21 protein-coding genes are annotated in these 22,419 nt (G+C 68.9%); 12 read left to right on the forward strand and 9 right to left on the reverse strand.

Translation table 11 applies throughout. The features are described 5' to 3' along the window. The first annotated feature begins 23 nt into the window (after positions 1 to 23). The 11 genes from ACZ5Z2_RS13425 to ptsP all read left to right on the forward strand — a co-directional run bounded on the left by ACZ5Z2_RS13425 (position 24) and on the right by ptsP (position 8,903). The gene (locus ACZ5Z2_RS13425) at positions 24 to 572 is read left to right on the forward strand and encodes a KdsC family phosphatase (RefSeq protein ID WP_464759095.1); all 549 of its coding nucleotides are present in this window, start codon (positions 24 to 26) and stop codon (positions 570 to 572) included. Then, positions 569 to 1,174: an LPS export ABC transporter periplasmic protein LptC gene (gene lptC, locus ACZ5Z2_RS13430; RefSeq protein WP_464759096.1), complete on the forward strand. Its 606-nt coding sequence runs from the start codon at positions 569 to 571 to the stop codon at positions 1,172 to 1,174. Before ACZ5Z2_RS13425 ends, lptC begins: the two co-directional genes overlap by 4 nt. Positions 1,175 to 1,190: 16 nt before the next feature. Then, entirely contained in the window at positions 1,191 to 1,724 is a 534-nt protein-coding gene (gene lptA / locus ACZ5Z2_RS13435; protein WP_464759097.1) for a lipopolysaccharide transport periplasmic protein LptA, read from the forward strand. A gap of 2 nt (positions 1,725 to 1,726) precedes the next feature. Then, positions 1,727 to 2,446: an LPS export ABC transporter ATP-binding protein gene (gene lptB / locus ACZ5Z2_RS13440; protein ID WP_464759098.1), complete on the forward strand. Its 720-nt coding sequence runs from the start codon at positions 1,727 to 1,729 to the stop codon at positions 2,444 to 2,446. 86 nt (positions 2,447 to 2,532) lie between these two features. Then, a complete protein-coding gene (locus ACZ5Z2_RS13445) occupies positions 2,533 to 3,999 on the forward strand; it encodes an RNA polymerase factor sigma-54 (RefSeq protein ID WP_464759099.1) in 1,467 nt (488 codons plus the stop codon). Between the two features lie 131 nt (positions 4,000 to 4,130). Beyond that, complete coding sequence (gene hpf / locus ACZ5Z2_RS13450; RefSeq protein ID WP_464759100.1) at positions 4,131 to 4,454, forward strand: ribosome hibernation-promoting factor, HPF/YfiA family; 324 nt, start codon at positions 4,131 to 4,133, stop codon at positions 4,452 to 4,454. A gap of 128 nt (positions 4,455 to 4,582) precedes the next feature. Then, complete coding sequence (gene hprK, locus ACZ5Z2_RS13455; RefSeq protein WP_464759101.1) at positions 4,583 to 5,533, forward strand: HPr(Ser) kinase/phosphatase; 951 nt, start codon at positions 4,583 to 4,585, stop codon at positions 5,531 to 5,533. 4 nt (positions 5,534 to 5,537) lie between these two features. Then, complete coding sequence (rapZ, locus tag ACZ5Z2_RS13460) at positions 5,538 to 6,437, forward strand: RNase adapter RapZ (RefSeq protein ID WP_464759102.1); 900 nt, start codon at positions 5,538 to 5,540, stop codon at positions 6,435 to 6,437. A gap of 43 nt (positions 6,438 to 6,480) precedes the next feature. Next, entirely contained in the window at positions 6,481 to 6,879 is a 399-nt protein-coding gene (locus ACZ5Z2_RS13465) for a PTS sugar transporter subunit IIA (protein ID WP_464759103.1), read from the forward strand. A gap of 18 nt (positions 6,880 to 6,897) precedes the next feature. Beyond that, positions 6,898 to 7,167: an HPr family phosphocarrier protein gene (locus ACZ5Z2_RS13470; RefSeq protein WP_464759104.1), complete on the forward strand. Its 270-nt coding sequence runs from the start codon at positions 6,898 to 6,900 to the stop codon at positions 7,165 to 7,167. 5 nt (positions 7,168 to 7,172) lie between these two features. Next, positions 7,173 to 8,903 (forward strand): phosphoenolpyruvate--protein phosphotransferase, encoded by a 1,731-nt coding sequence (gene ptsP, locus ACZ5Z2_RS13475; RefSeq protein WP_464759105.1) that lies wholly within the window; start codon positions 7,173 to 7,175, stop codon positions 8,901 to 8,903. Between the two features lie 42 nt (positions 8,904 to 8,945). Here the strand turns inward: ptsP and ACZ5Z2_RS13480 are convergent, their stop codons facing one another. Further along, positions 8,946 to 9,833 carry a LysR family transcriptional regulator gene (locus tag ACZ5Z2_RS13480; protein ID WP_464759106.1) on the reverse strand — a complete coding sequence of 296 codons (888 nt, stop codon included), beginning with the start codon at positions 9,831 to 9,833 and terminating at the stop codon, positions 8,946 to 8,948. Positions 9,834 to 9,925: 92 nt separating this feature from the next. On the opposite strand from ACZ5Z2_RS13480, the gene ACZ5Z2_RS13485 reads away from it, so the two are divergent. Beyond that, positions 9,926 to 10,945: a YeiH family protein gene (locus ACZ5Z2_RS13485; RefSeq protein ID WP_464759107.1), complete on the forward strand. Its 1,020-nt coding sequence runs from the start codon at positions 9,926 to 9,928 to the stop codon at positions 10,943 to 10,945. A 132-nt stretch (positions 10,946 to 11,077) separates the two neighbouring features. Here the strand turns inward: ACZ5Z2_RS13485 and ACZ5Z2_RS13490 are convergent, their stop codons facing one another. The 8 genes from ACZ5Z2_RS13490 to ACZ5Z2_RS13525 all read right to left on the reverse strand — a co-directional run bounded on the left by ACZ5Z2_RS13490 (position 11,078) and on the right by ACZ5Z2_RS13525 (position 22,263). Beyond that, entirely contained in the window at positions 11,078 to 11,521 is a 444-nt protein-coding gene (locus ACZ5Z2_RS13490) for a hypothetical protein (protein ID WP_464759108.1), read from the reverse strand. A 144-nt stretch (positions 11,522 to 11,665) separates the two neighbouring features. Continuing rightward, the gene (gene tsaB / locus ACZ5Z2_RS13495) at positions 11,666 to 12,361 is read right to left on the reverse strand and encodes a tRNA (adenosine(37)-N6)-threonylcarbamoyltransferase complex dimerization subunit type 1 TsaB (RefSeq protein WP_464759109.1); all 696 of its coding nucleotides are present in this window, start codon (positions 12,359 to 12,361) and stop codon (positions 11,666 to 11,668) included. Beyond that, complete coding sequence (creD, locus tag ACZ5Z2_RS13500; protein WP_464759110.1) at positions 12,358 to 13,707, reverse strand: cell envelope integrity protein CreD; 1,350 nt, start codon at positions 13,705 to 13,707, stop codon at positions 12,358 to 12,360. The genes tsaB and creD overlap by 4 nt, the downstream gene beginning before the upstream one ends. Before the next feature lie 104 nt (positions 13,708 to 13,811). Then, positions 13,812 to 14,210, reverse strand: a complete 399-nt coding sequence (locus ACZ5Z2_RS13505) for a nuclear transport factor 2 family protein (RefSeq protein ID WP_464759111.1) — start codon at positions 14,208 to 14,210, stop codon at positions 13,812 to 13,814. Positions 14,211 to 14,354: 144 nt separating this feature from the next. Continuing rightward, positions 14,355 to 16,283, reverse strand: a complete 1,929-nt coding sequence (locus tag ACZ5Z2_RS13510) for an ATP-dependent DNA helicase (protein ID WP_464759112.1) — start codon at positions 16,281 to 16,283, stop codon at positions 14,355 to 14,357. 320 nt (positions 16,284 to 16,603) lie between these two features. Continuing rightward, positions 16,604 to 17,134 carry a tetratricopeptide repeat protein gene (locus tag ACZ5Z2_RS13515; protein ID WP_464759113.1) on the reverse strand — a complete coding sequence of 177 codons (531 nt, stop codon included), beginning with the start codon at positions 17,132 to 17,134 and terminating at the stop codon, positions 16,604 to 16,606. A gap of 1 nt (position 17,135) precedes the next feature. Next, complete coding sequence (mrcB, locus tag ACZ5Z2_RS13520) at positions 17,136 to 19,466, reverse strand: penicillin-binding protein 1B (RefSeq protein WP_464761710.1); 2,331 nt, start codon at positions 19,464 to 19,466, stop codon at positions 17,136 to 17,138. A 169-nt stretch (positions 19,467 to 19,635) separates the two neighbouring features. Beyond that, a complete protein-coding gene (locus ACZ5Z2_RS13525) occupies positions 19,636 to 22,263 on the reverse strand; it encodes a glycosyltransferase family 2 protein (RefSeq protein ID WP_464759114.1) in 2,628 nt (875 codons plus the stop codon). Between the last annotated feature and the right edge of the window lie 156 nt (positions 22,264 to 22,419).

Raw genomic sequence — 22,419 nt, forward strand, 5'->3', positions numbered from 1 at the left:
CTCTACGCCCAACCGTGCACACCGTGACCACCGACTACCTCGCCAACCTCCCTCCCGACGTAATCGCCCGCGCCGCAAAAATCCGCGTCGCCGCGTTCGACGTGGACGGCACGCTCACCGACGGCCGCCTCTGGTACGGCGAGGACGGCCGCGAGACCAAGGTGTTCCACGTGCACGACGGCCTGGGCCTGAAGCGGCTGCAGGCGAACGGCGTGCAGGTGGCGATCATCACCGCGCGCATCAGCCACCCGGTGGCGCTGCGCGCCGAGGAGCTGGGCATCGCCCACGTCTACCAGGGCCAGGGCGACAAGCGCGCCTGCCTCGAAACCCTGCTGGAAGCCCTGAACCTCGCGCCCGAACAGGCCTCCTTCGTCGGCGACGACCTGCCCGACCTGCCGCCCATGCGCATCGCCGGCCTCGCCGTGGCGGTGGCCAACGCGCATCCGTGGGTGGCCGAGGCCGCACACTGGCAGACCCGACTGCCCGGCGGCATGGGCGCGGCGCGCGAGGCCTGCGACCTGATCCTGCACGCGCAAGGCAAGGGCGACGCCGAGCGGGAGCGCTGGAAGTGATCGCCACTTTGCGGCTGTGGTTCCGCGACCGCAAGCTGGCCAGCGCCATCGTGCTGGTCGCGCTGGCGGCCGGCCTCGCCCAGTTGCTGCTGTGGTGGATGGGACCGGCGCCGAAGCAGAACGATTTCGTGGGCCCGCCGCGCTCGGGCTACACGCTGTTCGATTTCAGGATGTGGTCGTACAACCCGCAGGGCCAGCTCGCCTTCCGCATGCACGCGCCGCAACTGGAGCGCCGCGAGGGCGACGAATCGCTGTACATCAACTCGCCGGTGTTCGACCTCGCGTCCAAGAAGCCCGGCGTGCCGGACTGGCATGGGCAGTCGCTGTACGGCTGGGTGGACAAGAGCGGCACCCTGATCAAGCTGCAAGGCCCGGTGGCCATGCACCGCCCACCCTATGCCGACACCGCGGCGACCGACCTGGTGACGTCGGACGCCACCGTCTGGCCCAGGGAAAACCGCATGGCGACCGACACGCCGGCGCAGATGACGCAGGGCGACAGTAAGATGAGCGGGATCGGCATGCGTGCCAGCCTCAACGACAATCACCTGGAGTTGCTCGACGATGTCCATGCCACATTCCCGCCGCGCAAGCGCAAGTAGCAGGTTCGTCGCCGGATTGCTTGCTGCGGCTGCGCTGGCGGCGCTGCCCACGCTGGCGGCGGCGAAGAAATCCGACCGCCAGCAGCCGATGAACGTCGAGCATGCGGACTCGTTCGATGGCACCTATGCGCCCAACAGCACGGTCAAGCTGCGGGGGCACGTGGTCATCACCCAGGGCACCATGAAGATCACCGGCGACCTGGCCACGGTGCATTTCGACGCCGACCAGAACGTCGACCACATGCAGGTCACCGGCACGCCCGCACATATCCAGGAGTTGGATGACGCCGACAACCTGATGACCGGCGACGCGGCGCAGCTCGACTACGACAACGTCAACGGCATCGCCGTGCTCACCGGCAACGCGGTGGTCAAGCAGATGGGGCGCGGCGAGGCGCACGGCAACAGGCTCACCTACAACACCCAGACCAGCGAGATGACCGGCAGCAGCGGCGGCGACGGTTTCGTGCACATGACCTTCCAGCCCAAGCCCAAAAAGGATCAGCCGGCCGCCACCCCCGCACACAGCGCGTCCGCAGGCGGCAAGTAAGCATGCTGTCCGCCGAGGGTCTGCAGAAAAGCTTCAAGGCGCGCCAGGTCGTGCGCGACTTCGCCTTCTCCATCCGCGAGGGCGAAGTGGTGGGCCTGCTCGGCCCCAACGGCGCCGGCAAGACCACCTGCTTCTACATGGTGGTGGGCCTGATCGAGGCCGACGCCGGCACGATCAAGCTCGACCAGCAGGACATCACCGGCCTGCCGATGCACCTGCGCGCGCGCCTGGGCATCGGCTACCTGCCGCAGGAAGCCTCGGTGTTCCGCCGGCTCTCGGTGGCCGACAACATCATGGCGGTGCTGGAGCTGCGCGACGGCCTGTCCGTGCAGCAGCGCGAAGCCGAGCTGGAAAGCCTGCTCGACGAACTGAAGATCGCCCACATCGCCACGCAGAAAGGCATCAGCCTCTCCGGCGGCGAACGACGACGCGTGGAGATCGCCCGCGCGCTGGCCGCCAATCCGCGCTACATGCTGCTGGACGAACCCTTCGCCGGCGTCGATCCGATCTCGGTGGGCGAGATCCAGCGCATCGTGCGCCACCTCAAGGAACGCGGCATCGGCGTGCTGATCACCGACCACAACGTGCGCGAGACGCTGGGCATCTGCGACCGCGCCTACATCCTCAGCGACGGTGCGGTGCTCTCGCGCGGCACGCCCGCGCACATCCTCGCCGACGAGAAGGTGCGCGAGGTCTACCTGGGGCGCGAATTCAAGCTTTGACACGGCGTTCACGGCGTCGCGCATGACTATGGCCGCACCCGCCGTGCGCGGGGTAGGATGAGCATCAGTTCATCGTTCGGGTCAGCATGAAACCGGCACTGCAATTCCGTCTCCACCAGCAGCTCACCCTGACGCCGCAACTGCAGCTGGCGATCCGCCTGCTGCAACTGTCGCAGCTGGAGCTGGAGACGGAGTTGCGGCAGATCGCCGAAAGCAATCCGCTGCTGGAATTCGCGGACGAGAGCGAGGATGCCCCCGCCGAAGACGAGGCCGCGCCCGAAACCGAGTATGTGCAGGCGCCCGCCAGCCCGGCCGAAACCGCCGCCGACCCCAGCGTGGACAGCGACGACAGCGCCGACTGGAGCGATGACGGCGGCGGCAGCGTCGAAACGCCCATCGACTTCTCCAGCGCCAGCGGCAGCGGCAACGCGCGCGGCGACGAGGAATTCGAGCCGCAGAACGCCGCGCCCGAAAGCCTGCAACAGCACCTGCTGTGGCAGCTCAACCTCGCCGGCTTCAACCCGCGCCAGACCGCCATCGCCACGGTGATGATCGATGCGCTGAACGCCGACGGCTACCTCGCCGACGGCATCGAAGCCGTGCACGCCGCGCTGCCGGCCGACCTCGACGCCAGCCTCGCCGAGATCGAAGCGGTGCGCCACCGCCTGCAGGGCTTCGATCCGCTGGGCGTGGCCAGCCTCGACCTGCGCGACTGCCTGCGCAGCCAGCTGCAGCAGTTCGACGACAGCACGCCGCAACGCGAACTGGCGCTCGCCATCGTGGAAAGCGAGCTGGAGCTGCTGGCGCGCAACGACATCGCGAAACTCGCGCGCAAGCTGCGCGCCGACGAAGAAGACGTGGCCGCCGCCGCCGCGCTGATCCGCAGCCTCGACCCGCGCCCCGGCGCGGCGCTGGACGCCACGCCGGTGGAATACGTGGCGCCCGACGTCTATGCGGTACGCGAAGGCAACCGCTGGCAGGTGCGCCTCAACGCGGACGCGCAGCCGCGGCTGGGCCTCAACCAGCACTACTGCAACCTGATCGCCCGCGCCCGCGGCGACGACGCCAGCTGGATGAAGGGCCAGCTGCAGGAAGCGCGCTGGCTGCTCAAGAGTCTGGAGTCGCGTGCCGAAACCCTGCTCAAGGTGGCCGGCGCCATCGTACGGCGGCAGAGCGCCTTCCTCGACTACGGTCCCGAGGCGATGCATCCGCTGGTGCTGCGCGAAGTGGCCGAGGAGGTTGGCATGCACGAATCCACGATCTCGCGCGTCACCACGCGCAAGTACCTGCACACGCCGCGCGGCACCTTCGAGCTGAAGTATTTCTTCTCCAGCGGCGTCTCCACCGAGGACGGCGGCAGCGCCTCGGCCACCGCCATCCAGGCGATGCTGCGCAAGCTCATCGACGCGGAGGATCCGCGCAAGCCGCTGTCCGACCAGGCGCTGGCCGCCGAGCTGAAAAGCAAAGGCATCCAGGTCGCCCGTCGCACCGTGGCCAAGTACCGCGAAGGCCTGCGCATTCCCAGTTCCAGCGAACGCCAGCGCAAGAACTGAACGGGGAACTTGCCTGCCGGAAAAACGCTCCCATGTTTGTAGCGAAGGATGTCTGAAGGCGCGCCAGGATAGCCCGACGCGCGCCCATCCCGCCGCGAAACGCGGCCTGCACCACCCAGAGGAGGCGTACCATGCAATTCCAACTCAGCGGCCAGCAGATCGATGTCACCCCCGCGCTGCGCCAGCACGTCGAGTCCAGGCTCGACCGCCTCCACCGCCTCGATGACAAGCTGGTCAGCCTCGCCGTGATCCTCTCGGTGGACAAGCTGCGACATCGCGCGGACGCCACGTTGGGCGTCACCGGCGCCACCCTGCACGCCGAGGCCGCCGAAGCCGACATGTACGCCTCCATCGACGCGCTGTTCGACAAGCTGGTCAACCAGTTGCGGCGCCACCGCGAGAAGATCGTGGACAAGCACCACCGCGCCACGCGCGTGGAGCCCCAGTACGGCTGACGCCCCTCCGCAGGCCGCCCCGGCGCGGGCGGCCTGCCTCTTCCCCACGCAAAGTCTCCGCCCAAGCTGGCACAATGGCCTGCCCCGCCGCATACCCACGCGCGGCGCGCGATGCAAAGGATCGAAGCTTGGATCGGCTCACCGCACGGCAACTCTTCGACGGCGTCAACGAGCGCATGGCGCTGCGTTGGGTCGCCGGCATGCGCGGCGAGTCGCGCATGCTCGAACCGGGCGCCGCGCATGCGCGCCGGCCTTCGCTGATCGGCTACCTCAACGTCATCTATCCGAACAAGATCCAGATCATCGGCTCGGAGGAGCTGAACTTCCTCGACGCCATGGACTCGCGCCAGCGCTGGGAGGCGATCCACAAGATCGCCGCCACCCGGCCGGTGGCGCTGATCGTCACCAAGGATCAGGCGATCCCCCCGGATCTGCGCGAAGTGGCCGAGGAGACCGACACCCCGCTGTGGGTCAGCTCCAAGCGCGGCCACGAGCTGCTGACCTTCCTGCAGTACCACCTCGCGCGCCAGCTGGCGGCCAAGCTCACCCTGCACGGCGTGTTCCTGGAGGTGTTTTCCATCGGCGTGCTGATCACCGGCGAGGCCGGCTCCGGCAAGAGCGAGCTGGCGCTGGAGCTGATCAGCCGCGGCCACCGCCTGGTGGCCGACGACGCCACCGAGTTCACCCTGATCGCGCCGGACGTGATCGACGGCAGTTGCCCCGAGCTGCTGCAGGATCTGCTGGAAGTGCGCGGCCTCGGCGTGCTCAACGTGCGCGAGATGTTCGGCCACATGTCGGTGAAGCCGTCCAAGTACCTGCGCCTGGTGATCCACCTCAAGCCGCTGCGCGACGGCGAGGACATCGACGCGCTCACCCGCCTCACCGGCGACATCGGCCACCGCGAGGTATTCGACGTGCAGGTGCCGATGATCACCATCCCGGTGGCGCCCGGCCGCAACATCGCGGTGCTGGTCGAGGCCGCCGTGCGCAGCCACGCGCTGAAGAGCAAGGGCATCGACCCCGCGCAGACCTTCATCGACCGCCAGGCGCACCAGTTGCGCCGGCTGCCGCCCTGGTGACCCCATGAACGACCAGTCAACGCCAAGCAGCCTGTTCGCCAACCCGCACGAAACCCACCTGGTCGTGCTCACCGGCATGTCCGGCGGTGGCAAGACGGTGGCGCTGCGCGCGCTGGAGGATCTGGATTTCTACTGCGTCGACAACCTGCCGCCCTCGCTGCTGCCGCAGCTGGTGGAAGCGGCGGGGCGCGGCGCCGGCCGCCACCGGCGCATCGCGGTGGGCGTGGACGTGCGCAACCGCGGCGCCGACCTCGAACACCTGCCGGAAGCCTTGTCCGCGCTGGCCGCCGCCGGCGTGCAGTTGCACCTGATCTTCCTCGACTGCAGCGACGCGGTGCTGCTCAAGCGCTACTCGGAAACCCGCCGCCGGCATCCGCTGGCCACGCGCGGCAAGTCGCTGGCCAGCGCGATCGCCGAGGAACGCCGCCTGCTGCGCCCGCTGATGGCGATCGCCGAGAAGGTGATCGATTCCAGCGAGCTCAACGTGCACCAGCTGCGGCGGCTGGTCGCCACCGGCTACGCGCAGGCCACCGAGGGCATGACCCTGATGTTCCAGTCCTTCGCATTCAAGCGCGGGCTGCCGCTGGACTCGGATTTCGTGTTCGACGCGCGCTGCCTGCCCAATCCGCACTGGCAACCGAAGCTGCGCCCGCTCTCCGGCAAGGACGCGCCGGTACGCGAATTCCTCGAGGCCGAGCCGCTGGTGACCGAATACCTCGCCGACACCACGCGCTGGCTGGACGCCTGGCTGCCGCGCTTCGAGCAGGACGACCGCAGCTACGTCACCATCGCCATCGGCTGCACCGGCGGGCGCCACCGCTCGGTGTACCTGGTCGAGCAGCTCGCCGCGCACTACCGCGAAACGCGCGAGGGCGTGCTCACCTTCCACCGCGAGCTGGACTGACCGTCATGCCGGCACTACGCAAGAACAAGGCAGGAGCACGACCATGAGCGTGGGCGTGCTGCTGATGACCCACGAGGCGGTCGGCCAGGCGCTGATCTCCGCCGCCCACCACGTGATGCCCAAGCTGCCGCTCAAGGTGGAAGCGGTGGAAGTGCCGCCGCAGGCCGACCCCGACGTGATGCGCACGCTCACCGCCCGCCACGCGCGCGCGCTCGACCAGGGCGAAGGCGTGCTGGTGCTGGCCGACCTCTACGGCGCCACGCCCTGCAACATCGGGCTCTCGCTCAGCACGCTGGGCGTGCGCCTGCGCTGCGTCTCCGGCCTCAACCTGCCGATGCTGCTGCGCGTGCTCAACTACGCCGAAAAACCGCTGGACGAACTGGCCGAGATCGCGGCCAGCGGCGGCCGCGGCGGAATCTTCATCGACCGGGCCTGCTCATGAATCCTGTGTGCTTGAACCATGCTTGAAAAAGAAATCACCGTCTCCAACAAGCTCGGCCTGCACGCGCGCGCCTCGGCCAAGCTGGTGCAACTGGTGCAGGGCTACAAGTCCACCGTGCTGCTGCTGAGCAAGGGCCGCGAGGTCAACGCGCAGAGCATCATGGGCGTGATGATGCTGGCCGCCGGCATCGGCACGCCGCTGACCATCCGCGCCGAAGGTCCGGACGAGCAGGCCGCACTGGATGCCGTGGTGGAGCTGTTCGACCGCAAGTTCGACGAAGGAGCGTAATCGCGATGAGGCACGTCCTGCCCGGCACCCTCGCCTCGCGCGGCATGGCGCTTGGGCGCGCGCGCCTGGTGCAGCCCAGCCGCTACGCGGTGGACACCCGGCCGCTGGCCGAGGACGAAGTCGAAGCCGAGCTGGAACACCTGCATCGCGCGCTGGACATCGCGCGGCAGGAACTGCGCGAGCTGCGCGGCAAGCTGCACGGCGCGCTGGCGCGCGAGGTCAACGAGTTCATCGACGCGCACAGCCTGCTGCTGGACGACGCCGAACTGCTGCGCGGCCTCGACGACCTGGTGAAGATCGGCCACTACCGCGCCGGCGCCGCGCTGAAGAAGCAGCGCGACCGGCTGGTCGCGGTGTTCGAGGCGATGGACGACCCCTACCTGCGCAGCCGCAAGGAGGACATCGACCAGGTGATCGCCCGCGTGGTCTCCGTACTGCAGCGCCACACCACGCCGGAGGAGCGCAAGCTCGCCGCGCGCGTGGGCGAGATCCTGGTCGCCGACACCATCGCGCCGGCCGACATGGCCCAGCTCGCCGGCAACGGCCTGCTCGGCGCGGTCACCAGCTCCGGCAGCGCGTACTCGCACAGCGCCATCCTCGCGCGCAGCCTGGGCCTGCCGATGCTGGTGGGCGCGCGCGATGCGCTGTCGCTGCTGCACGACGACGACCTGATCCTGCTCGACGCCGAGGGCGGCGAGGCCATCGTGCACCCCACCGCGCAGGATCTCGCCCGCTACCGCGCCTGGCAGCGCGAGGCCGCCGCCGAAGGCCGCCGCCTCGCCACGCTGGCCAACGCGGCCACGCGCACCCGCGACGACGTGCCCGTCCGCCTGCTGGCGAATGCGGAAACCCCCGCCGACGTGGCGCTGGCGCGCGCGCGCGGCGCCGACGGCGTGGGCCTGTACCGTACCGAGTTCCTGTTCCTGCGCCACAAGGGCCTGCCTTCGGAAGACGAACAGTTCATCGCCTATCGCGACCTGGTGCTGGGCATGGGCGGACTGCCGGTCACCATCCGCACGCTGGATTTGGGCGCCGACAAGGCGGATGCCGCCGGCCTGGTGCTGCGCGGCGAGGACAACCCCGCGCTGGGCGTGCGCGGCGTGCGCCTGTCGCTGCGCTACCCCGCGGTGTTCACCACGCAGATCCGCGCCATCCTGCGCGCCGCCTGCTACGGCCCGGTGCGCGTGCTGGTGCCGATGGTGACCCAGCCCGACGAGCTGATCGCGGTGCGCACGCTGTTCAAGCTGGCGCGGCAGGACCTGAAGCGCGAGAGCATCGACCTGCCCGAGAAACTGCCACTGGGCGCGATGATCGAGGTGCCCGCCGCCGCGATCAACGTGCGCGCCCTGCTGGAACACGCCGACTTCCTCGCCATCGGCACCAACGACCTCGCCCAGTACGTGCTCGCCGCCGACCGCGGCAACGACGCGCTGGACAACATCTACACCCCGCTGCAGCCGGCCCTGCTGCGCCTGCTCTCGCACGTGATCGGCGCAGGGCGCCGCGCCAAGAAACCGGTGAGCCTGTGTGGCGAGATCGGCGGCGACGTGAACTTCACCGCCATGCTGCTCGCGCTCGGCCTCACCGAGTTCAGCATGCACCCCAGCCAGTTGCTGCTGGTGCGCGACCGCCTCGCCACGCTGGATCACGGCACGCTGCGCAACCATGCGACGCGCCTGCTGCGCGCAACCACCCACGAGCACGTGGCCGAGCTGCTGGCGCAGCTCGCGGACTGAATCCTGCGCTCTGCTTTGCTCGCCCCACGGGCGCGGCCAAGCTCAGCGTCCCAGTCCCGCCTGCGCGAGGAAGGCGTCCAGCAGCGCACCGCGGTATTTCTGCCGGTGAACCAGCATCGACAACTTGCGCCGCAGGTCGAGGAACGGTGTCTTCAGCGCCTTCAGGCGGCCGGTGGCGAGCGCGTCGACCACCGCCACCTGCGGCAGGCAGGCAATGCCCAGGCCGGCGATCACCGCCTGCTTGATCGCCTCGATCTGGTCGAGTTCCAGCACCGTCTCGCCGGGCGGCAACTGCGAAAGCACGCGCTCGCTGGTGGCGCGCGTGGCCGAGCCCGGCTCGCGCATCACCCAGCGCGCGCCGGCGAAGTCGGCGGGCTTCAGGCCGCGCTTGCGCGCCAGCGGGTGGTCGGGTGGCGCGCACACCACCAGCAGGTCGTCGTGCCACGGCCGCACTTCCAGTTGCGGATGCGTCACCGGCCCCTCCACGCAGCCAAGGTCGAGGCTGTGCTCCAGCATCGCTGCGGCGATGGCGTCGGTGTTCGCCACACGCAGGCGGATCGCCACCTGCGGATGCGTGCGCACGAACTCGCCCAGCAGCTCGCCCACGCGATAGTTGCCCACCGTGTTGCTGGCGCCGATGCGCAGCTCGCCGGAAAGCGCGTCGCCCTCCTCGCGGCCGCGCCGGCCGAACTCGGCGTGGCGCTCCAGCAGCTCCTGCGCCAGCGGCAGCAGCTCGCGGCCGCGCGTGTTGAGCCGCAGCCGGCCGCGTTCGCGCGCGAACAGCGGCGCGTCGAGCTGACGTTCCAGCTCAGCCAGCGCCATGCTGGCGGCGGGCTGGGTCAGGTAGAGGCACCCGGCGGCGGCACGCACGCTGCCCAGCAGGGCGACCTGCACGAACACCTCGAGCTGGCGCGGGCTGACGTTGTTCATCAGAAAAGCTTATATCAACGATCAGATATTCCAAGTTTTGCTGATTGAAGGCGACGCGGACAATGCGCTCAGCCACACAGAGCCCGCCGCCCATGAACGCCTCGCCCGCCCTCGCCCGCCCCACCCTGCGCAGCCGCGCCCCCGGGCTGCTGCTCGCCATCGCCATCGCGCTGATCGCATGGTGGCTGGGCCGGCTGCTGCCGCTGATCGGCGGCCCGGTGATCGGCATCCTGCTCGGCATCGCGGTGCGCAACACCGTGTCGCCGGATGCGCGCTTCACGCCCGGCATCGCGTTCGCCGGCAAGCAGGTGCTGCAGTGGTCGATCATCGCGCTGGGCTTCGGCCTCAGCCTCACCCAGGTGGCGAAGACCGGGCTGGAGTCACTGTCGGTGACCCTGGTGACGCTGACCGTGGCCTTCCTCAGCGCGTGGGCGCTGGGCCGCTGGCTGGGCGTGCACGACAAGCTGAAGATCCTGATCGGCGTGGGCACCGCGATCTGCGGCGGCTCGGCCATCGCCGCGGTGACGCCGATCATCAAGCCCGACGAACACGACACCGCGTTCGCGATCTCCACCATCTTCCTGTTCAACGTGGTGGCGGTGCTGCTGTTCCCGCTGCTCGGCCACCTGCTGCACTTGAGCGACCTCGGCTTTGGCCTGTGGGCCGGCACCGCGATCAACGACACCTCCTCGGTGGTGGCCGCCGGCTACAGCTACAGCCACGCGGCGGGCGACTACGCCACCATCGTCAAGCTCATCCGCGCCACGCTGATCATCCCGATCTGCCTGATCCTGGCCTTCGCGGTCGCGGCACGCGAGAAAAGGAACGGCGCCACCGACTTCAGCCTGCGCCGCATCTTCCCGTGGTTCATCCTGTGGTTCCTGGTGGCTTCGGCGCTGCGCACCGCGGGCCTGGTTCCCATCGCCATCCAGCCCGCGCTGCACGCCGCCGCCGAGTTCCTCATCATCGTCGCGCTGACCGCGATCGGCCTGTCCGCCAATCTGCGCAAGATGATCGCCAGCGGGCCGCGGCCGATCCTGCTGGGTCTGGGCGTGTGGGCGGCGGTGTCGGTGAGCAGCCTGGCGGTGCAGTTGGTGATCGGGCAGCTTTGATGTTCGGCCCTCGCGCTCCGCGGGGTAGGGTTTCCTGACATGTCTGCTATGGGTCGATCTCTGCCGTTCGCAGCTTGCTTGCCTGCTATCGCGGCGGCAACATCTGAACGATGTACCCGATGGATGTGTGGTTCAGCGATGCTGCAGCCGGCCCTCGTCTGCGGAATCGGCACGGACTTCATGAAAGCGACCGTCCGCGCCTGTTGCCAGCAGCTTGACAGACTTGTCCAGTGGCATTCCGGGCATACCGACCTCCTCGGTGACTGTGAGTTGCAGTCGCTTATCGACTCGCGTGACCTTGATTTGGCAGCTGCTATGGAGTCCCTGGGTGACCAGAATGTCTTCGCCGACGCGAAGATCCACGGTCATGGGCCCGGACGACAAGGCTTTGATGTGAGTCCGGGTGCCATCGCGGTGTGTGACTTCCACGAAATAGGGTGGGTCGGCGAATACCAATTTCGCCGAATCGGTCTGCGGTGTAGCGTTGTCCAGCCAGCAGACCATGCCCGCCCGAGCCGGTGCTGCGAGAAGGCAGGTGGCCACGACAAGGGCGAACATGGAGAGTTGTTTCATCATGGCGTCCGCCCTCATCGCTATTCCGATGCCGTAGCTTGTGAATGAGTCCGAATTACACGCATTTATCATGCTCGCTCACGGCTGTCGCGCGCTAAGAATGCATCTGCCGTCGTCCGCTTCAGGTTGGAAGCAGACATTAAGCCCTCAAGCCTTCCCCTGCTCCACCAGCGTCAACGCCACCTTGTCGCGCAGATACACCGGCAAGGCCAGCTCCGGCGCCTGCGCGCGGCCGGCCTTGAACTCGCGGGCGGCGAGTTCGGCGACGTGCACGGCTTGCGGGTAGCGGGCGCCGTCGGCGAAGCACGGCTCGTGCCCCAACCGCTCGCGCAACACGGATTCATAGGTGGCCCAACCGCTGCCGACGACCTGCCACACCTTCGCTTCCGGCAACAGCAGCGCATCGGCGGTGCAGACACGCTCGTCGGCCAGCGTGGCGAGGCCACCTTCGCCGTCGCGGCGATAGCACGCGGCATAGACCTCGCCCATGCGCGCGTCGATCACGGCGAGGATGGCGGCGTCATCGCCGTCGTCCGGCGCCTCCAGCGCCAGCGCGGCGAGCGAGGAGACGGTGACCACGGGCACATCCAGCGCCAGCGCCATGCCCTGCGCCAGCGACACGGCGAGGCGCACGCCGGTGAACGCACCAGGGCCGCGGCCCACCGCGATGGCGTCCAGCGCATGGCGAGCGAGGCCCGCCTCGGCCAGCAGTTCGTCGGCCATCGGCAGCACGCGCTCGGCGTGGCGGCGCGGCGCGAGTTCGCTGCGGGCGATCACTTCGTCGCCGTGGATCAGGGCGACGGAGCAGGCTTCGGTGGCGGTTTCGATGGCGAGCAGGTTCATGGCTTTTCCATGATAGCCGCAGAGGCTTCGCCCAAGGCTGGCGTGTACGCATACCAGTCGATGCGGCGGGTGAGGTACATCAGCAGCGCCACGGTGGCGAGCAGCACCAGCGCGCCGACCAGCAGGGCGTATTGCTCGGCGGCGATCAGGCCGTAGAGCATCGCGTAGGTGAGCGCCACCACGCCGCCCAGCAGCCAGCCGGCGCGCCGTGCGCGCAGCACCGCCGTGGCGTAGCCGCCCACGATCAGCACCACCGCCGCGGCAGCGATCGCATAAGCCGCGCCGAAGCCGATCTGCTCGGACAGAGCCAGCAGCACCACGTAGAACGTGGCCAGCGCCATGCCGACCAGCAGGTACTGCACCGGATGCACGCGCAGCCGCTGCAGCACCTCGAACAGGAAGAACACCACGAAGGTCATCGCGACGAACAGCAGGCCGTATTTGCCCGCGCGCACGTTGCGCTGGTAGACGTCCACCGGCTGGTACAGCTGCACGCCGAAGGTGGAGGATGGCAAGGCTTTCGCCACGTCGTCGTCGCGCTCGTTCCAGTGCTGGCCATAGCTGCGGTTGAGGTCGAGCAGGTGCCAGTGCGCGCTGAAGCCGCCGGCGTCGATGCGGCGCTCCTGCGGCAGGGCCGCACCGGTGAAGCTGGGATCGGGCCAGGGCGCGCGCATGCTCGCGTCGGTGCTGCGCGCCAGCGGCAGCAGCTGCAAGGCCTCGGTGCCGGCCAGCTTCAGGGTGATCGCCACGGCTATGGGCTGGTTGCCCAGCGCGTCGAGGTCGATCGGCACCACTACCACGGGCCATGGGCCGAAGCGTTCGGCGGAAGACTCGAAGCGCGCAGGCTTGCCGTTGATGGTCAGCTCGTCCACCTGCTGCAGGCCGCGCAGGTCGGCCAGCGGCAGGCGCAGCTCGGCCTTGCCGCCCTGCCATATGGCATCGCTGGCCGCGCGGGACTGCGCGATGTCCTCGGCGCGGAACGTGGCCTGCAGCTTCGCCGTGGCCACGAACACCGGCGCGGCGTAGATGCCGTACTGGCGCGTGGACGTGGCCAGCGCCGCGTCGAGGTGCAGCGTGTCGGCCAGCAGCGTTTCGCTGCCCGCGCGCCACTGCGCCTGCTGCTGCCCGTCGGGCGTCACCAGCCGGCGCGTGGGCACCACCAGCACCGGGCCGCCCAGCACCTGGTCGCCACCCCAGCCCTGCGCGATCTGGTGGATCGCCTCGGTGCGCAAGGCCTGGCGCTCGGCCACCAGGCCGCTCACCTGCATCAGCGGTATCGTCATCAGCAACGCCAGCACGCCAATGCCCAGCACCTTGGCCGTGGCCGTCTGCATCCACTTGCCCATGTCCCTGCTCCTTCGATTCGGAGCGTGCATCGGAACAGCGCGCGATGCCCTGCCGAGGGCAGCGGAAGGCCATGCGCGGGCAGCGGCATGGCCATGCGAGGCCTTCAGGCGCCGGCCACCACCGTGCCCTGGTGGAACACGATCTTCCAGCCCTCCGCATCGCGCCGCCAGATCGTGGCGCGGCGCGTCACGCGTTCGCCCTGGCGCAGGGTGTAGGTGAGCAGGTAGACCGCCTCGGCGAGCTGGCGGCAGTGGAACTCGCCGGTTTCCCACGGATCGGGCTGCGGATCGCGCTGGCGTTCGTCGAGCACGTCGAGCACGTAGTCGCGGCTGTAGCGGCTGCCGGAAGCGCCCACTTCCCAGAAATCCTCCGCCGTCATCGCGAGATGGTCGGCGCGCGTGGTGCCGAATTCCGGGCGATGGAAGATCGGTTCGCGCCGGCGCAGCTCCTCCAGCACGGGCAGCAGTGCGGGATCGGTGCGCAGGTCGGGTTCGTGGCTCATGCGGGGGACTCCTCGGGTTTACTTTGCTCCCCTCTCCCACTTGTGGGAGAGAGGCCGGGGGAGAGGGTTCGCGCCAGCCAATGTGCTGACCCAAACGAAAGCGCCCTCTCCCCAGCCCCTCTCCCGCAAGCGGGAGAGGGGCTTTCAGGCGAAGAACGCCTGCACCTCGCCCAGCTCGCGGGTGCGCGGCATCGGCGGCAGGCTGGCGAGGAACAGCTTGCCGTAGCCCTTGGTGGTAACACGCGGATCGCACAGCACCAGCACGCCGCGGTCGGTGACGCTGCGGATCAGCCGGCCCGCGCCCTGCTTCAGCGCGATCGCCGCCGCCGGCACCTGCCAGCCCATGAACGGGTTGATGCCCTGCTGCTCCAATGCCTCCAGCCGCGCCACCAGCACCGGATCGTCGGGCGCGGCGAACGGCAGCTTGTCGATCACCACCACGCTGAGCGCGTCGCCGGCCACGTCCACGCCCTCCCAGAAACTGGCCGCGCCCAGCAGCACGCCGTGGCCGGAATGGCGGAACTCCTCCAGCAATTGATGCCGCGGCGCCGTGCCCTGCACGAATAGCGGCCACGGCACGCGCTCGGCCAGCAGCTCGGCGGCGCGGCGCAACGCGCGGTGCGAGGTGAACAGCAAAAAGGCGCGGCCGTTCGAGGCGTGCAGCACCGGCAGCACGGCGTCGAGTACGCGCTCGGTGTAGTCGCGCGCGGCGGGATCGGGCAGGCCGTCGGGCAGGTAGCACAGCGCCTGTTTCGCGTAGTCGAACGGGCTTTCCAGCAACAGGGCCTGCGGCTCGTCGAGGCCGAGCTGGCGCGCGAAATGGTCGAAGCGGCCGGCCACCGATAATGTGGCCGAGGTGAATATCCACGCGGCCTCGCTGCGCTCGCGCATCGCGCGCAGCGGCGCGGCGAGATCCAGGGGCGTGGCATGCAGCGCGAAGCCGCGCGGGAACAGTTCGTACCAGCGCACGTCGCGTTCGGACGCCTGTTCGAGGATGCGCTCCAGCCGTTCGGTCAGCATCGCCGCGCGCTCGTACGCATTGGCGAAGCCGCGCGAGCGCTCGGCCTGCGAGGCGAGCAGATCGGTGAGCGTGGCCAGCAGTTCGGCGGCTTCGCGCAGGCCGCCACGCACTTCGGCCGAGGTTTCCAGCGCAGCGAAGGTGCCGCGCGGCGGCAGCGCATCCATGGCCAGGCGAAGCTTGCGCAAGGCATCCTGCAAGGCTTCGATCGGCTCCAGCAGCAGGCCGATGGCACCGGTGACGCCGCTGCATTCGCGCAGGCTGTCCTGCGCGAGGTCGGTGAGCTGGCGCGCGCTCACGCTCTGCGAGAAGAACTGCCCGGCCAGCTCGGGCACCTGGTGCGCCTCGTCGAGGATGAAGGCCGCCGCGCCGGGCAGGATTTCGCCAAAGCCCTCCTGCTTGAGCGCGAGGTCGGCGAACAGCAGATGGTGGTTCACCACCACGAGGTCGGCTTCCTGCGCCTCGCGCCGTGCCTTCACGACGTGGCAGTCGTCGTAGAACGGGCATTCCACGCCCAGGCAGTTCTCCGGCGTGGAGGTGACGCGCGGCCACAGCGGCGATTCCTCCGGCACCTCGGCCAGCTCCATGCGGTCGCCGCGGCGCGTGCGCGCCGACCAGGCGCGTATCGTCGCCAGTTGCGCGGCCTGCGCCTTGTCGAAGTCCGCGCCTTCGCGCACGGTCTGGTCGAGCCGGTACAGGCAGAGGTAGTTCGCGCGCCCCTTCAGCAGCGCGGTCTTGCCGCGCGCATCCAGCACCGCGCGCACCCTGGGCAGGTCGCGGAAGTAGAGCTGATCCTGCAAGGCCTTGGTGCCGGTGGAGACGATCACGCGCTCGCCCGAGCGCAGCGCGGGCACGAGGTAGGCGTAGGTCTTGCCGGTGCCGGTGCCGGCCTCGGCGATCAGCGTCTCGCGCCCGGCGATGGCCCCGGCCACCGCCACGGCCATCGCCTGCTGCGCGGCACGCGGCGCGAAGTTCGGCAGCTCGCGCGCGAACGGGCCGTCGTCGCCCAGCAGCGCGGCAGTGCCGGCGGGCGTCGTGTCGTCGGTATCCATCATCGTTGCAGTATCGCCCGGCGCATGCGTCGGGCAAACCGGTTTCGCGGCGGCGGATGCGAGGTTTCCCGGCAACCGGGCAGCATGGGGGTGCCACCAGGTTACCGGGAAAGTGCCAATCCTGCACGCACTTAGCGCCCTCCCGCGCAAACCCGCATGCCTTACAGGAAAAGCATGCGTACCGCTCCAGAAAGCGACGATCCTGTTTTCGCCACGGGATCGGACACCCCGGCAACGCGCGCCATCCTGGCGCACGACCGGCTTGTCACGTCCTTAGACGTTTGAGGGGCGGAAAATGGAAATGGCGCCGCCGGCGGGGTTCTTCAGAACCGGTTGACGCCCTGGATGTGGCACTTCGCCAGCCATTTGCGGGCGGTATCCACGCCGGCGGCGTCGCCGGCTTCCAGGCGCAATTGCGCGATGGTTTCCCAGTTGCGGGCGCACAACGGGCCGAGCTTGGGGCCCAGCGACCACGACTGCTGGGCGAGCTTCTGCGCCAGCGCGTAGTCGTGCTGGTACACCGCCACTTCGGCGCGATCCTGCAGCAGGTCGGGCGAGTCCGGGCTGCGCTTGAGCGCCTGGTCGAGCGTGGCCGCGGCCGCGCCGTAACGGCCCGCCTGCACGCTGGCCTCGGCGGCCTGCTGCCACGCGGCGATGCCGGGATCGGCCAGCGGCTGCACCGCGATCACCGACTGCTCGCGCTCGCCGGCAGCGCGGATCGCCGCGACCATCGTGGCTGGCGCCAGCGCGGGTCGCCTGGGAGCCTCGACCGGCGCCTGCGTGGCGCAGGCCGCCAGCAGGGTCGCCGCCAACGGCCAGGCCCAGGTGCGCAGGGGACGAAGAACGGTACGCATGTCAGTTTCCGCTGGGAGAAGGTTGCACCGCCGCAGGCACGACGGCAGGGACGGCCGGCGCGGCGCCGGACGACGACGATGCCGGGCCGCCGCCGAACAGGGTCTGCCAGAAGCCGCAGCCTTCGACGTCGGCGGGCAGCGAACCGGCCACCACCGGCACCTGCTTCGCGCCCGTGCATTGCGGCTCGGTGGGCTTGCCGTCGGCGGGGTTGATCCACGCCATCTGCAGGCCGTCGCCCGGCGCGGCGGGCAGCGGCTGCGTGGGCAGCTTGGCGAACAGGTTGCGCCACGCGCGCAACGCGCCGGTGGCGCCGAACAGGTGGGCGGGCTTGTTGTCGTCGCGGCCCAGCCAGAACACGCCGAGGCGGTCGCCGGTGAAGCCGGCGAACCAGCTGTCGCGCAGGTCGTTGCTGGTGCCGGTCTTGCCGGCGGCATGCAGCGAGGCGAGGCTGGAATCGCCCAGCGAATGCGCGGTGCCGTACAGCGCCACCTGCTGCATCGCCCAGGTGACCAGGCGCACCGCCGGCTGGTACTCGCCCGGCCCCGTCTTCACCTCGTAGCGCTTGATGGTGTTGCCGTTGCCGTCCACCACGCCGCGCACGGCGAGCAGCGGCAGCGCGTGGCCGTCGGAGGCGATGTACTCGTACATCTGCGCCACCTGCAGCGGCGAGAGATCCTGCGCGCCGATCAGCAGCGAGGGGCCGGTGCTGACGTTCTTCAGGCCGAACGATTCCAGGAACGCGCGGATGCGCGGCAGGCCCACCGCAAGGCCGAGGCGGATGCTGGCGAGGTTCCACGAATTGGCCAGCGCGTCCACCATCGGCACCATGCCGTGGCTCTGGTTGTCGTCGTTGTGCGGCTGCCACAGCGTGCCGTTCTGCATGCGCATGCTGATCGGGCTGTCGTCCAGCGCGGTGGCGAGGTTCCAGCGGGCGGGATCGGTGAGCGCAACCAGGTAGACGAAGGGCTTGATGGTGGAGCCGATCGGCCGCTGCGAGTCCAGCGCGCGGTTGAAGCCCTGGTCGCCGGCGATCTTGCTGCCCACGACGGCCAGCACGCTGCCGTCGTGGGCATCGGTGACCACGCCGGCCGCCTGCACCGGGTCGGCGCGCTTGCCCAGCTCCTTCATCGTGGTGTCCACGGCCTGCTCGGTGTAGAGCTGGGCGGCGGGATCCAGCGTGGTGAAGACCGACAGGTTGCCGGCGCGCAGCGTGTCCTCGTCGAAGTCGCTGGTGATCTGCTGGCGCACCAGCTGCATGAAGGCGGGGAAGCGGTTGTGCGGCAGCTGGCCGTCCTGGATCACGCCCAGCGGCGTGGCCTGCGCGGCCTTGGCCTGGGCCGCCGGCAGCAGGCCGGTGTCGGCGAACTCCTGCAGCACCAGGTTGCGCCGCGCCAGCGCGCGATCCGGGTAACGGCGCGGGTCGTAATAGCTCGGCCCCTTCACCAGCCCCACCAGCATCGCGATCTCCTGCGGACGCAGGTCGCGCAGCGGACGGCCGAAGTAGAACTCCGCCGCCGCCGCGAAGCCGTGCACCGCCTGCCCGCCCTGCTGGCCGAGGAAGACCTCGTTGACGTAGGCCTCGAGGATGCGATCCTTGCTGTAGTGCATCTCGAGCAGCATCGACATCAGCGCTTCGTTGATCTTGCGCTTGAAGGTCTGCTGGCGGCTCAGGAACAGGTTGCGCACCAGCTGCTGGGTGAGCGTGGACGCGCCCTGCACAGTGCGGCCGGCGCGCAGGTTGGCGAACGCCGCGCGCGCGATGGCGGTGAAGTCGATGCCAATGTTGTGCTTGAAGTCGCGGTCTTCCACCGCCTGCAGGCCGCCCACCAGCAGCGGCGGCACGTCGCTCAGGTGCACGATGCGCCGATCCACCTGGTCGGCGCCGTACACCGTGGCGATGCGCGCGGGATCGAGGTGGGTGAGCTGGATGCTCTTGCCGTTGATGAGGTCGCGCACCGACGCGACGGTGCCCCTGCCCAGCACCACCTCGATGCGCTTGGGCAGTTCACCGCCTTCCGGGCCGGCGTAGCCGCGCGAGGAAATCGTGTAGCGCGAGCCCTTCATCGCCCAGCTGCCGGGCACCTGCCCGATGCCATCGTTGACGTAGCCGGCGAAGGTGAGCTCGAGCTGCAGCGCCGCTGGCGTCATCGGCTCGCCCGCCGCCAGCGGCAGTGGCCGCGCGAACACGCGCGTGGGAACGGCGAACACCAGGTCGTCGAAGCGCTCCTGCACGCGCTTGTTCAGCACCAGCGTGTACGGCAGCACGAAACCGACGAACAGGCCGAGGCAGACCCAGAACGGAATGCGCAGCCAGGGCCAGACGACGCGCATGATCGAGCGGATTCGGGTCAGCAACGCGGGGAATCCAGAGGAAGGAGGCTTGGATGATAGGGCGTGTCAGCCGGCGCGGAAATGAACGGAACGGGCGCGCGGTGGGGCGGATTCGGGGCAAAGGCCAAAAGCATCCGTGCCTGATTTGTTGATATCGCCTGCGGCGATATCAACCCGCCTTGTCCCCCGCCTTGTGCGCGATCCACGCGCCGATCACCGCCGAGACGTAGGGAATCGACTGCGCCGCGAGGATGAACATCCACAAGGTGCCTTCGATGTAGCGCGTGCCGTAGCCATGCGCCATGCCGAACACGCACAGCGTCAGCGCCACCGCCATCAGCAGTTCCTCGCGCACCGGCGCGAACGCGGCGAAGCTGCTGCCGCCCATGCGGCGGCTCTTGGCGGTGACCACGAACGAGGTTTTCTCGCGCGTGAGTCCGTGCAGGATGCCGCGCGCAATGGCGTGCGAGAGGCTCATGCTGGCCAGCGAGGCCATCAGCGTGTCGTACCAGCTGCAGGGCACGCGGGCGCGGTACAGCACGATGCCGAAGATCGCCTTGGCGAAGAAGAAGCCGATCACCGGGATCAGGAACAGCTGCATCGGCAGGCTGAAATACTGCGGGAACGCCACCATGCCCGCCGTCCAGAACAGCGCCATCAGGGTGAAGATCAAATGCAGCGCGTCGGCGAACCAGCTGAACCAGCCGGTGAGGAAGTGGAAGCGCTGGCCGCCGGAGAGCGGGCCCTTCTTCGTCATCCAGTCCCAGCGGCCCTTGAGGATCTGCATCGCGCCGAACGCCCAGCGGTAGCGCTGGCTCTTGTACGCCTTGAAGTCCGCGGGCGTGAGGCCCTTGCCCATCGGCTCGTCCACGTAGACCAGCTCGTAGCCGGCGTGCATCAGGCGCAGGCCGAGCTCGGCGTCCTCGCAGATCGTCCACTCCGACCAGCCGCCGGTGCCTTCCAGCGCGGTACGCCGCACCATGGTCATGGTGCCGTGCTGGATGATGGCGTTGCGCTCGTTGCGGTGGTGCATGCCGATGCGGAAGAAGCCGTCGAACTCCCACGCGGTCATGCGGCGGAAGCGGTTGTGCTCGAAGTCGCGGTGCGCCTGCGGGCACTGCACCACCGCCACCTTGGGGTCGTGGAAATAGCCGGTGAGCGTGGACAACCAGTCGTGGCGCACCACGTAGTCGGCGTCGATCACCGCCACCACGTCGGCCTCGGGCGAGGTTTCCTTCAGGCCGAAGTTCAGCGCGCCGGCCTTGAAGCCCGGCCACGGCTCCAGGTGGAAGAAGCGGAAGCGCCTGCCCAGCTTCTCGCAGTAGTCCTTCACCGGGCCCCACACCGCCGGATCCTTGGTGTTGTTGTCGATCACCAGGACTTCGTAGTTCTCGTAGTCCAGCTCGGCCAGCGAGTCCAGCGTGACGATCACCATGTCCGGCGGCTCGTTGTAGCAGGCCAGGTGGATCGACACGAAGGGCTGTTTCTCGGGCGTGTCCGGCCGCAGCATGCCGGCATGGCGCACCCATGCGCGCCGCCACAGCACCTCGGTGAACTCGAAGCCGTTGATCAGCAGGATGGCGAGGATGGCGATCTGCGCCGGGAACAGCAGCACCAGCATCGTCCAGTCCACCCAGCTCAGGTAGAACTGGAACGGCAGCGTGGCCGACCACACGATCAGCCCGCAGGCGAGCTGAATCAGCATGCAGAAGAACAGCCGCCCGGTGAGCTTGAAGCGCGTGTAGCGCCGCGCGAACCACACCATCGGCAGCAAGGCCAGCAGGCTCGCCGCCAGCGCCTTCCACGGCCACGCGGTGTCCTCGGTCACCGGGCCGGTGAACGGGAACTTCAACTGGCGATCGGCGTTGAACACGCCCCAGTAGGCGCCGGTGCGCCCCTCGCCCAGGCCTTCCTTCCACGGCTGGTCGAACGCCTCCATCACGTAGTAGTCGATGCCGTCGCGCTTGGCCACGTTGAACCACTGGCGCAGGAAGATCGCCTCGTTGGACACCGAGGGATAAGCGTATTTGACGCGGTCGCCGTTGGAGGGCCAGCCGATCTCGCCGATCACGATGTGCTTGTCGGGGAACATCTTGCGCAGCTTTTCGTAGCTGCCCAGCGTCGCGGCGAGCGCCGGGAACCGATCCAGCCCCTTGCCGTTGCCGGTCAGCGGAATGCCGTTCCAGTACGAGAACAGCTGCACGGTGATGAAATCCACGTGCTGCGCCAATTCGGGGTACTTCTCCCAGATGTAGTCCGGTTCGGCGGTGGACACCGGCTGGTGCAGCGCGGCGCGCACGCGATCCAGGTACGCCATCAACTGCTCGGGCGTGAGGTTGTTGCGGAACAGTACCTCGTTGCCCACCAGCACCCGGTTGATGGTGCCGGGGTAACGCCGCGCCTGCGCGATCAGCGCGTCGATCTCGGCATCGTTGTTGTCCAGCCGGGTATCGATCCACGCACCGGCCAGCACCTTCAGCCCCTCGCGCTCCGCCAGGCGCGGCACCTGCGGCGCCTGCAACATCGAGTAGATGCGGATGTTCGGACTGTACCGGTGCACCAGCCTGAGATCGCTCTCGATCTGCTCGTCGCTGGGAAACTTGTCGTGCAACGGATCCTGGTAGCGCTGGTACGGCTCGAAGGCGAAACCGCTGATGGAGCCGTGCCAGTCCTCCGGACCATGCGGCCGGTTGCCCGCCCACCACAGACCGATGTTGAGCGCGGCCACCAGCAAGGCCAGCAGGATGGCGACGAACAGCGAAGGGCGGCGTTGCGGGTTGGAAGGATCGGCGCTCAAGAAAATCCCCGTGGGCACCGCTCCAGGCGCGGGCCTAACCCGATGAGCTTAACCAATGCGCGGCGGCGGTCACAATAAAGGCCGGGGCGGGCGGTCAGCGCAAGCTCAGGGCGTGCGGCTGGGCACGTCCTGCCGCAGGTCAGGCTTGACACTTGT

This window comes from Rhodanobacter sp. G1, assembly GCF_055397855.1.

Coding starts and splice junctions, on each gene's coding strand:
- ptsP (WP_464759105.1), top strand. CDS start 7,173: ATGAGGCACGTCCTGCCCGGCACCCTCGCCTCGCGCGGCATGGCGCTT.
- ACZ5Z2_RS13515 (WP_464759113.1), bottom strand. CDS start 17,134: ATGCGTACCGTTCTTCGTCCCCTGCGCACCTGGGCCTGGCCGTTGGCG.
- ACZ5Z2_RS13505 (WP_464759111.1), bottom strand. CDS start 14,210: ATGAGCCACGAACCCGACCTGCGCACCGATCCCGCACTGCTGCCCGTG.
- ACZ5Z2_RS13470 (WP_464759104.1), top strand. CDS start 6,898: ATGCTTGAAAAAGAAATCACCGTCTCCAACAAGCTCGGCCTGCACGCG.
- ACZ5Z2_RS13445 (WP_464759099.1), top strand. CDS start 2,533: ATGAAACCGGCACTGCAATTCCGTCTCCACCAGCAGCTCACCCTGACG.
- lptB (WP_464759098.1), top strand. CDS start 1,727: ATGCTGTCCGCCGAGGGTCTGCAGAAAAGCTTCAAGGCGCGCCAGGTC.
- ACZ5Z2_RS13510 (WP_464759112.1), bottom strand. CDS start 16,283: ATGATGGATACCGACGACACGACGCCCGCCGGCACTGCCGCGCTGCTG.
- creD (WP_464759110.1), bottom strand. CDS start 13,707: ATGGGCAAGTGGATGCAGACGGCCACGGCCAAGGTGCTGGGCATTGGC.
- ACZ5Z2_RS13485 (WP_464759107.1), top strand. CDS start 9,926: ATGAACGCCTCGCCCGCCCTCGCCCGCCCCACCCTGCGCAGCCGCGCC.
- ACZ5Z2_RS13480 (WP_464759106.1), bottom strand. CDS start 9,833: ATGAACAACGTCAGCCCGCGCCAGCTCGAGGTGTTCGTGCAGGTCGCC.
- rapZ (WP_464759102.1), top strand. CDS start 5,538: ATGAACGACCAGTCAACGCCAAGCAGCCTGTTCGCCAACCCGCACGAA.
- ACZ5Z2_RS13465 (WP_464759103.1), top strand. CDS start 6,481: ATGAGCGTGGGCGTGCTGCTGATGACCCACGAGGCGGTCGGCCAGGCG.
- ACZ5Z2_RS13490 (WP_464759108.1), bottom strand. CDS start 11,521: ATGATGAAACAACTCTCCATGTTCGCCCTTGTCGTGGCCACCTGCCTT.
- tsaB (WP_464759109.1), bottom strand. CDS start 12,361: ATGAACCTGCTCGCCATCGAAACCGCCACCGAAGCCTGCTCCGTCGCC.
- hpf (WP_464759100.1), top strand. CDS start 4,131: ATGCAATTCCAACTCAGCGGCCAGCAGATCGATGTCACCCCCGCGCTG.
- mrcB (WP_464761710.1), bottom strand. CDS start 19,466: ATGCGCGTCGTCTGGCCCTGGCTGCGCATTCCGTTCTGGGTCTGCCTC.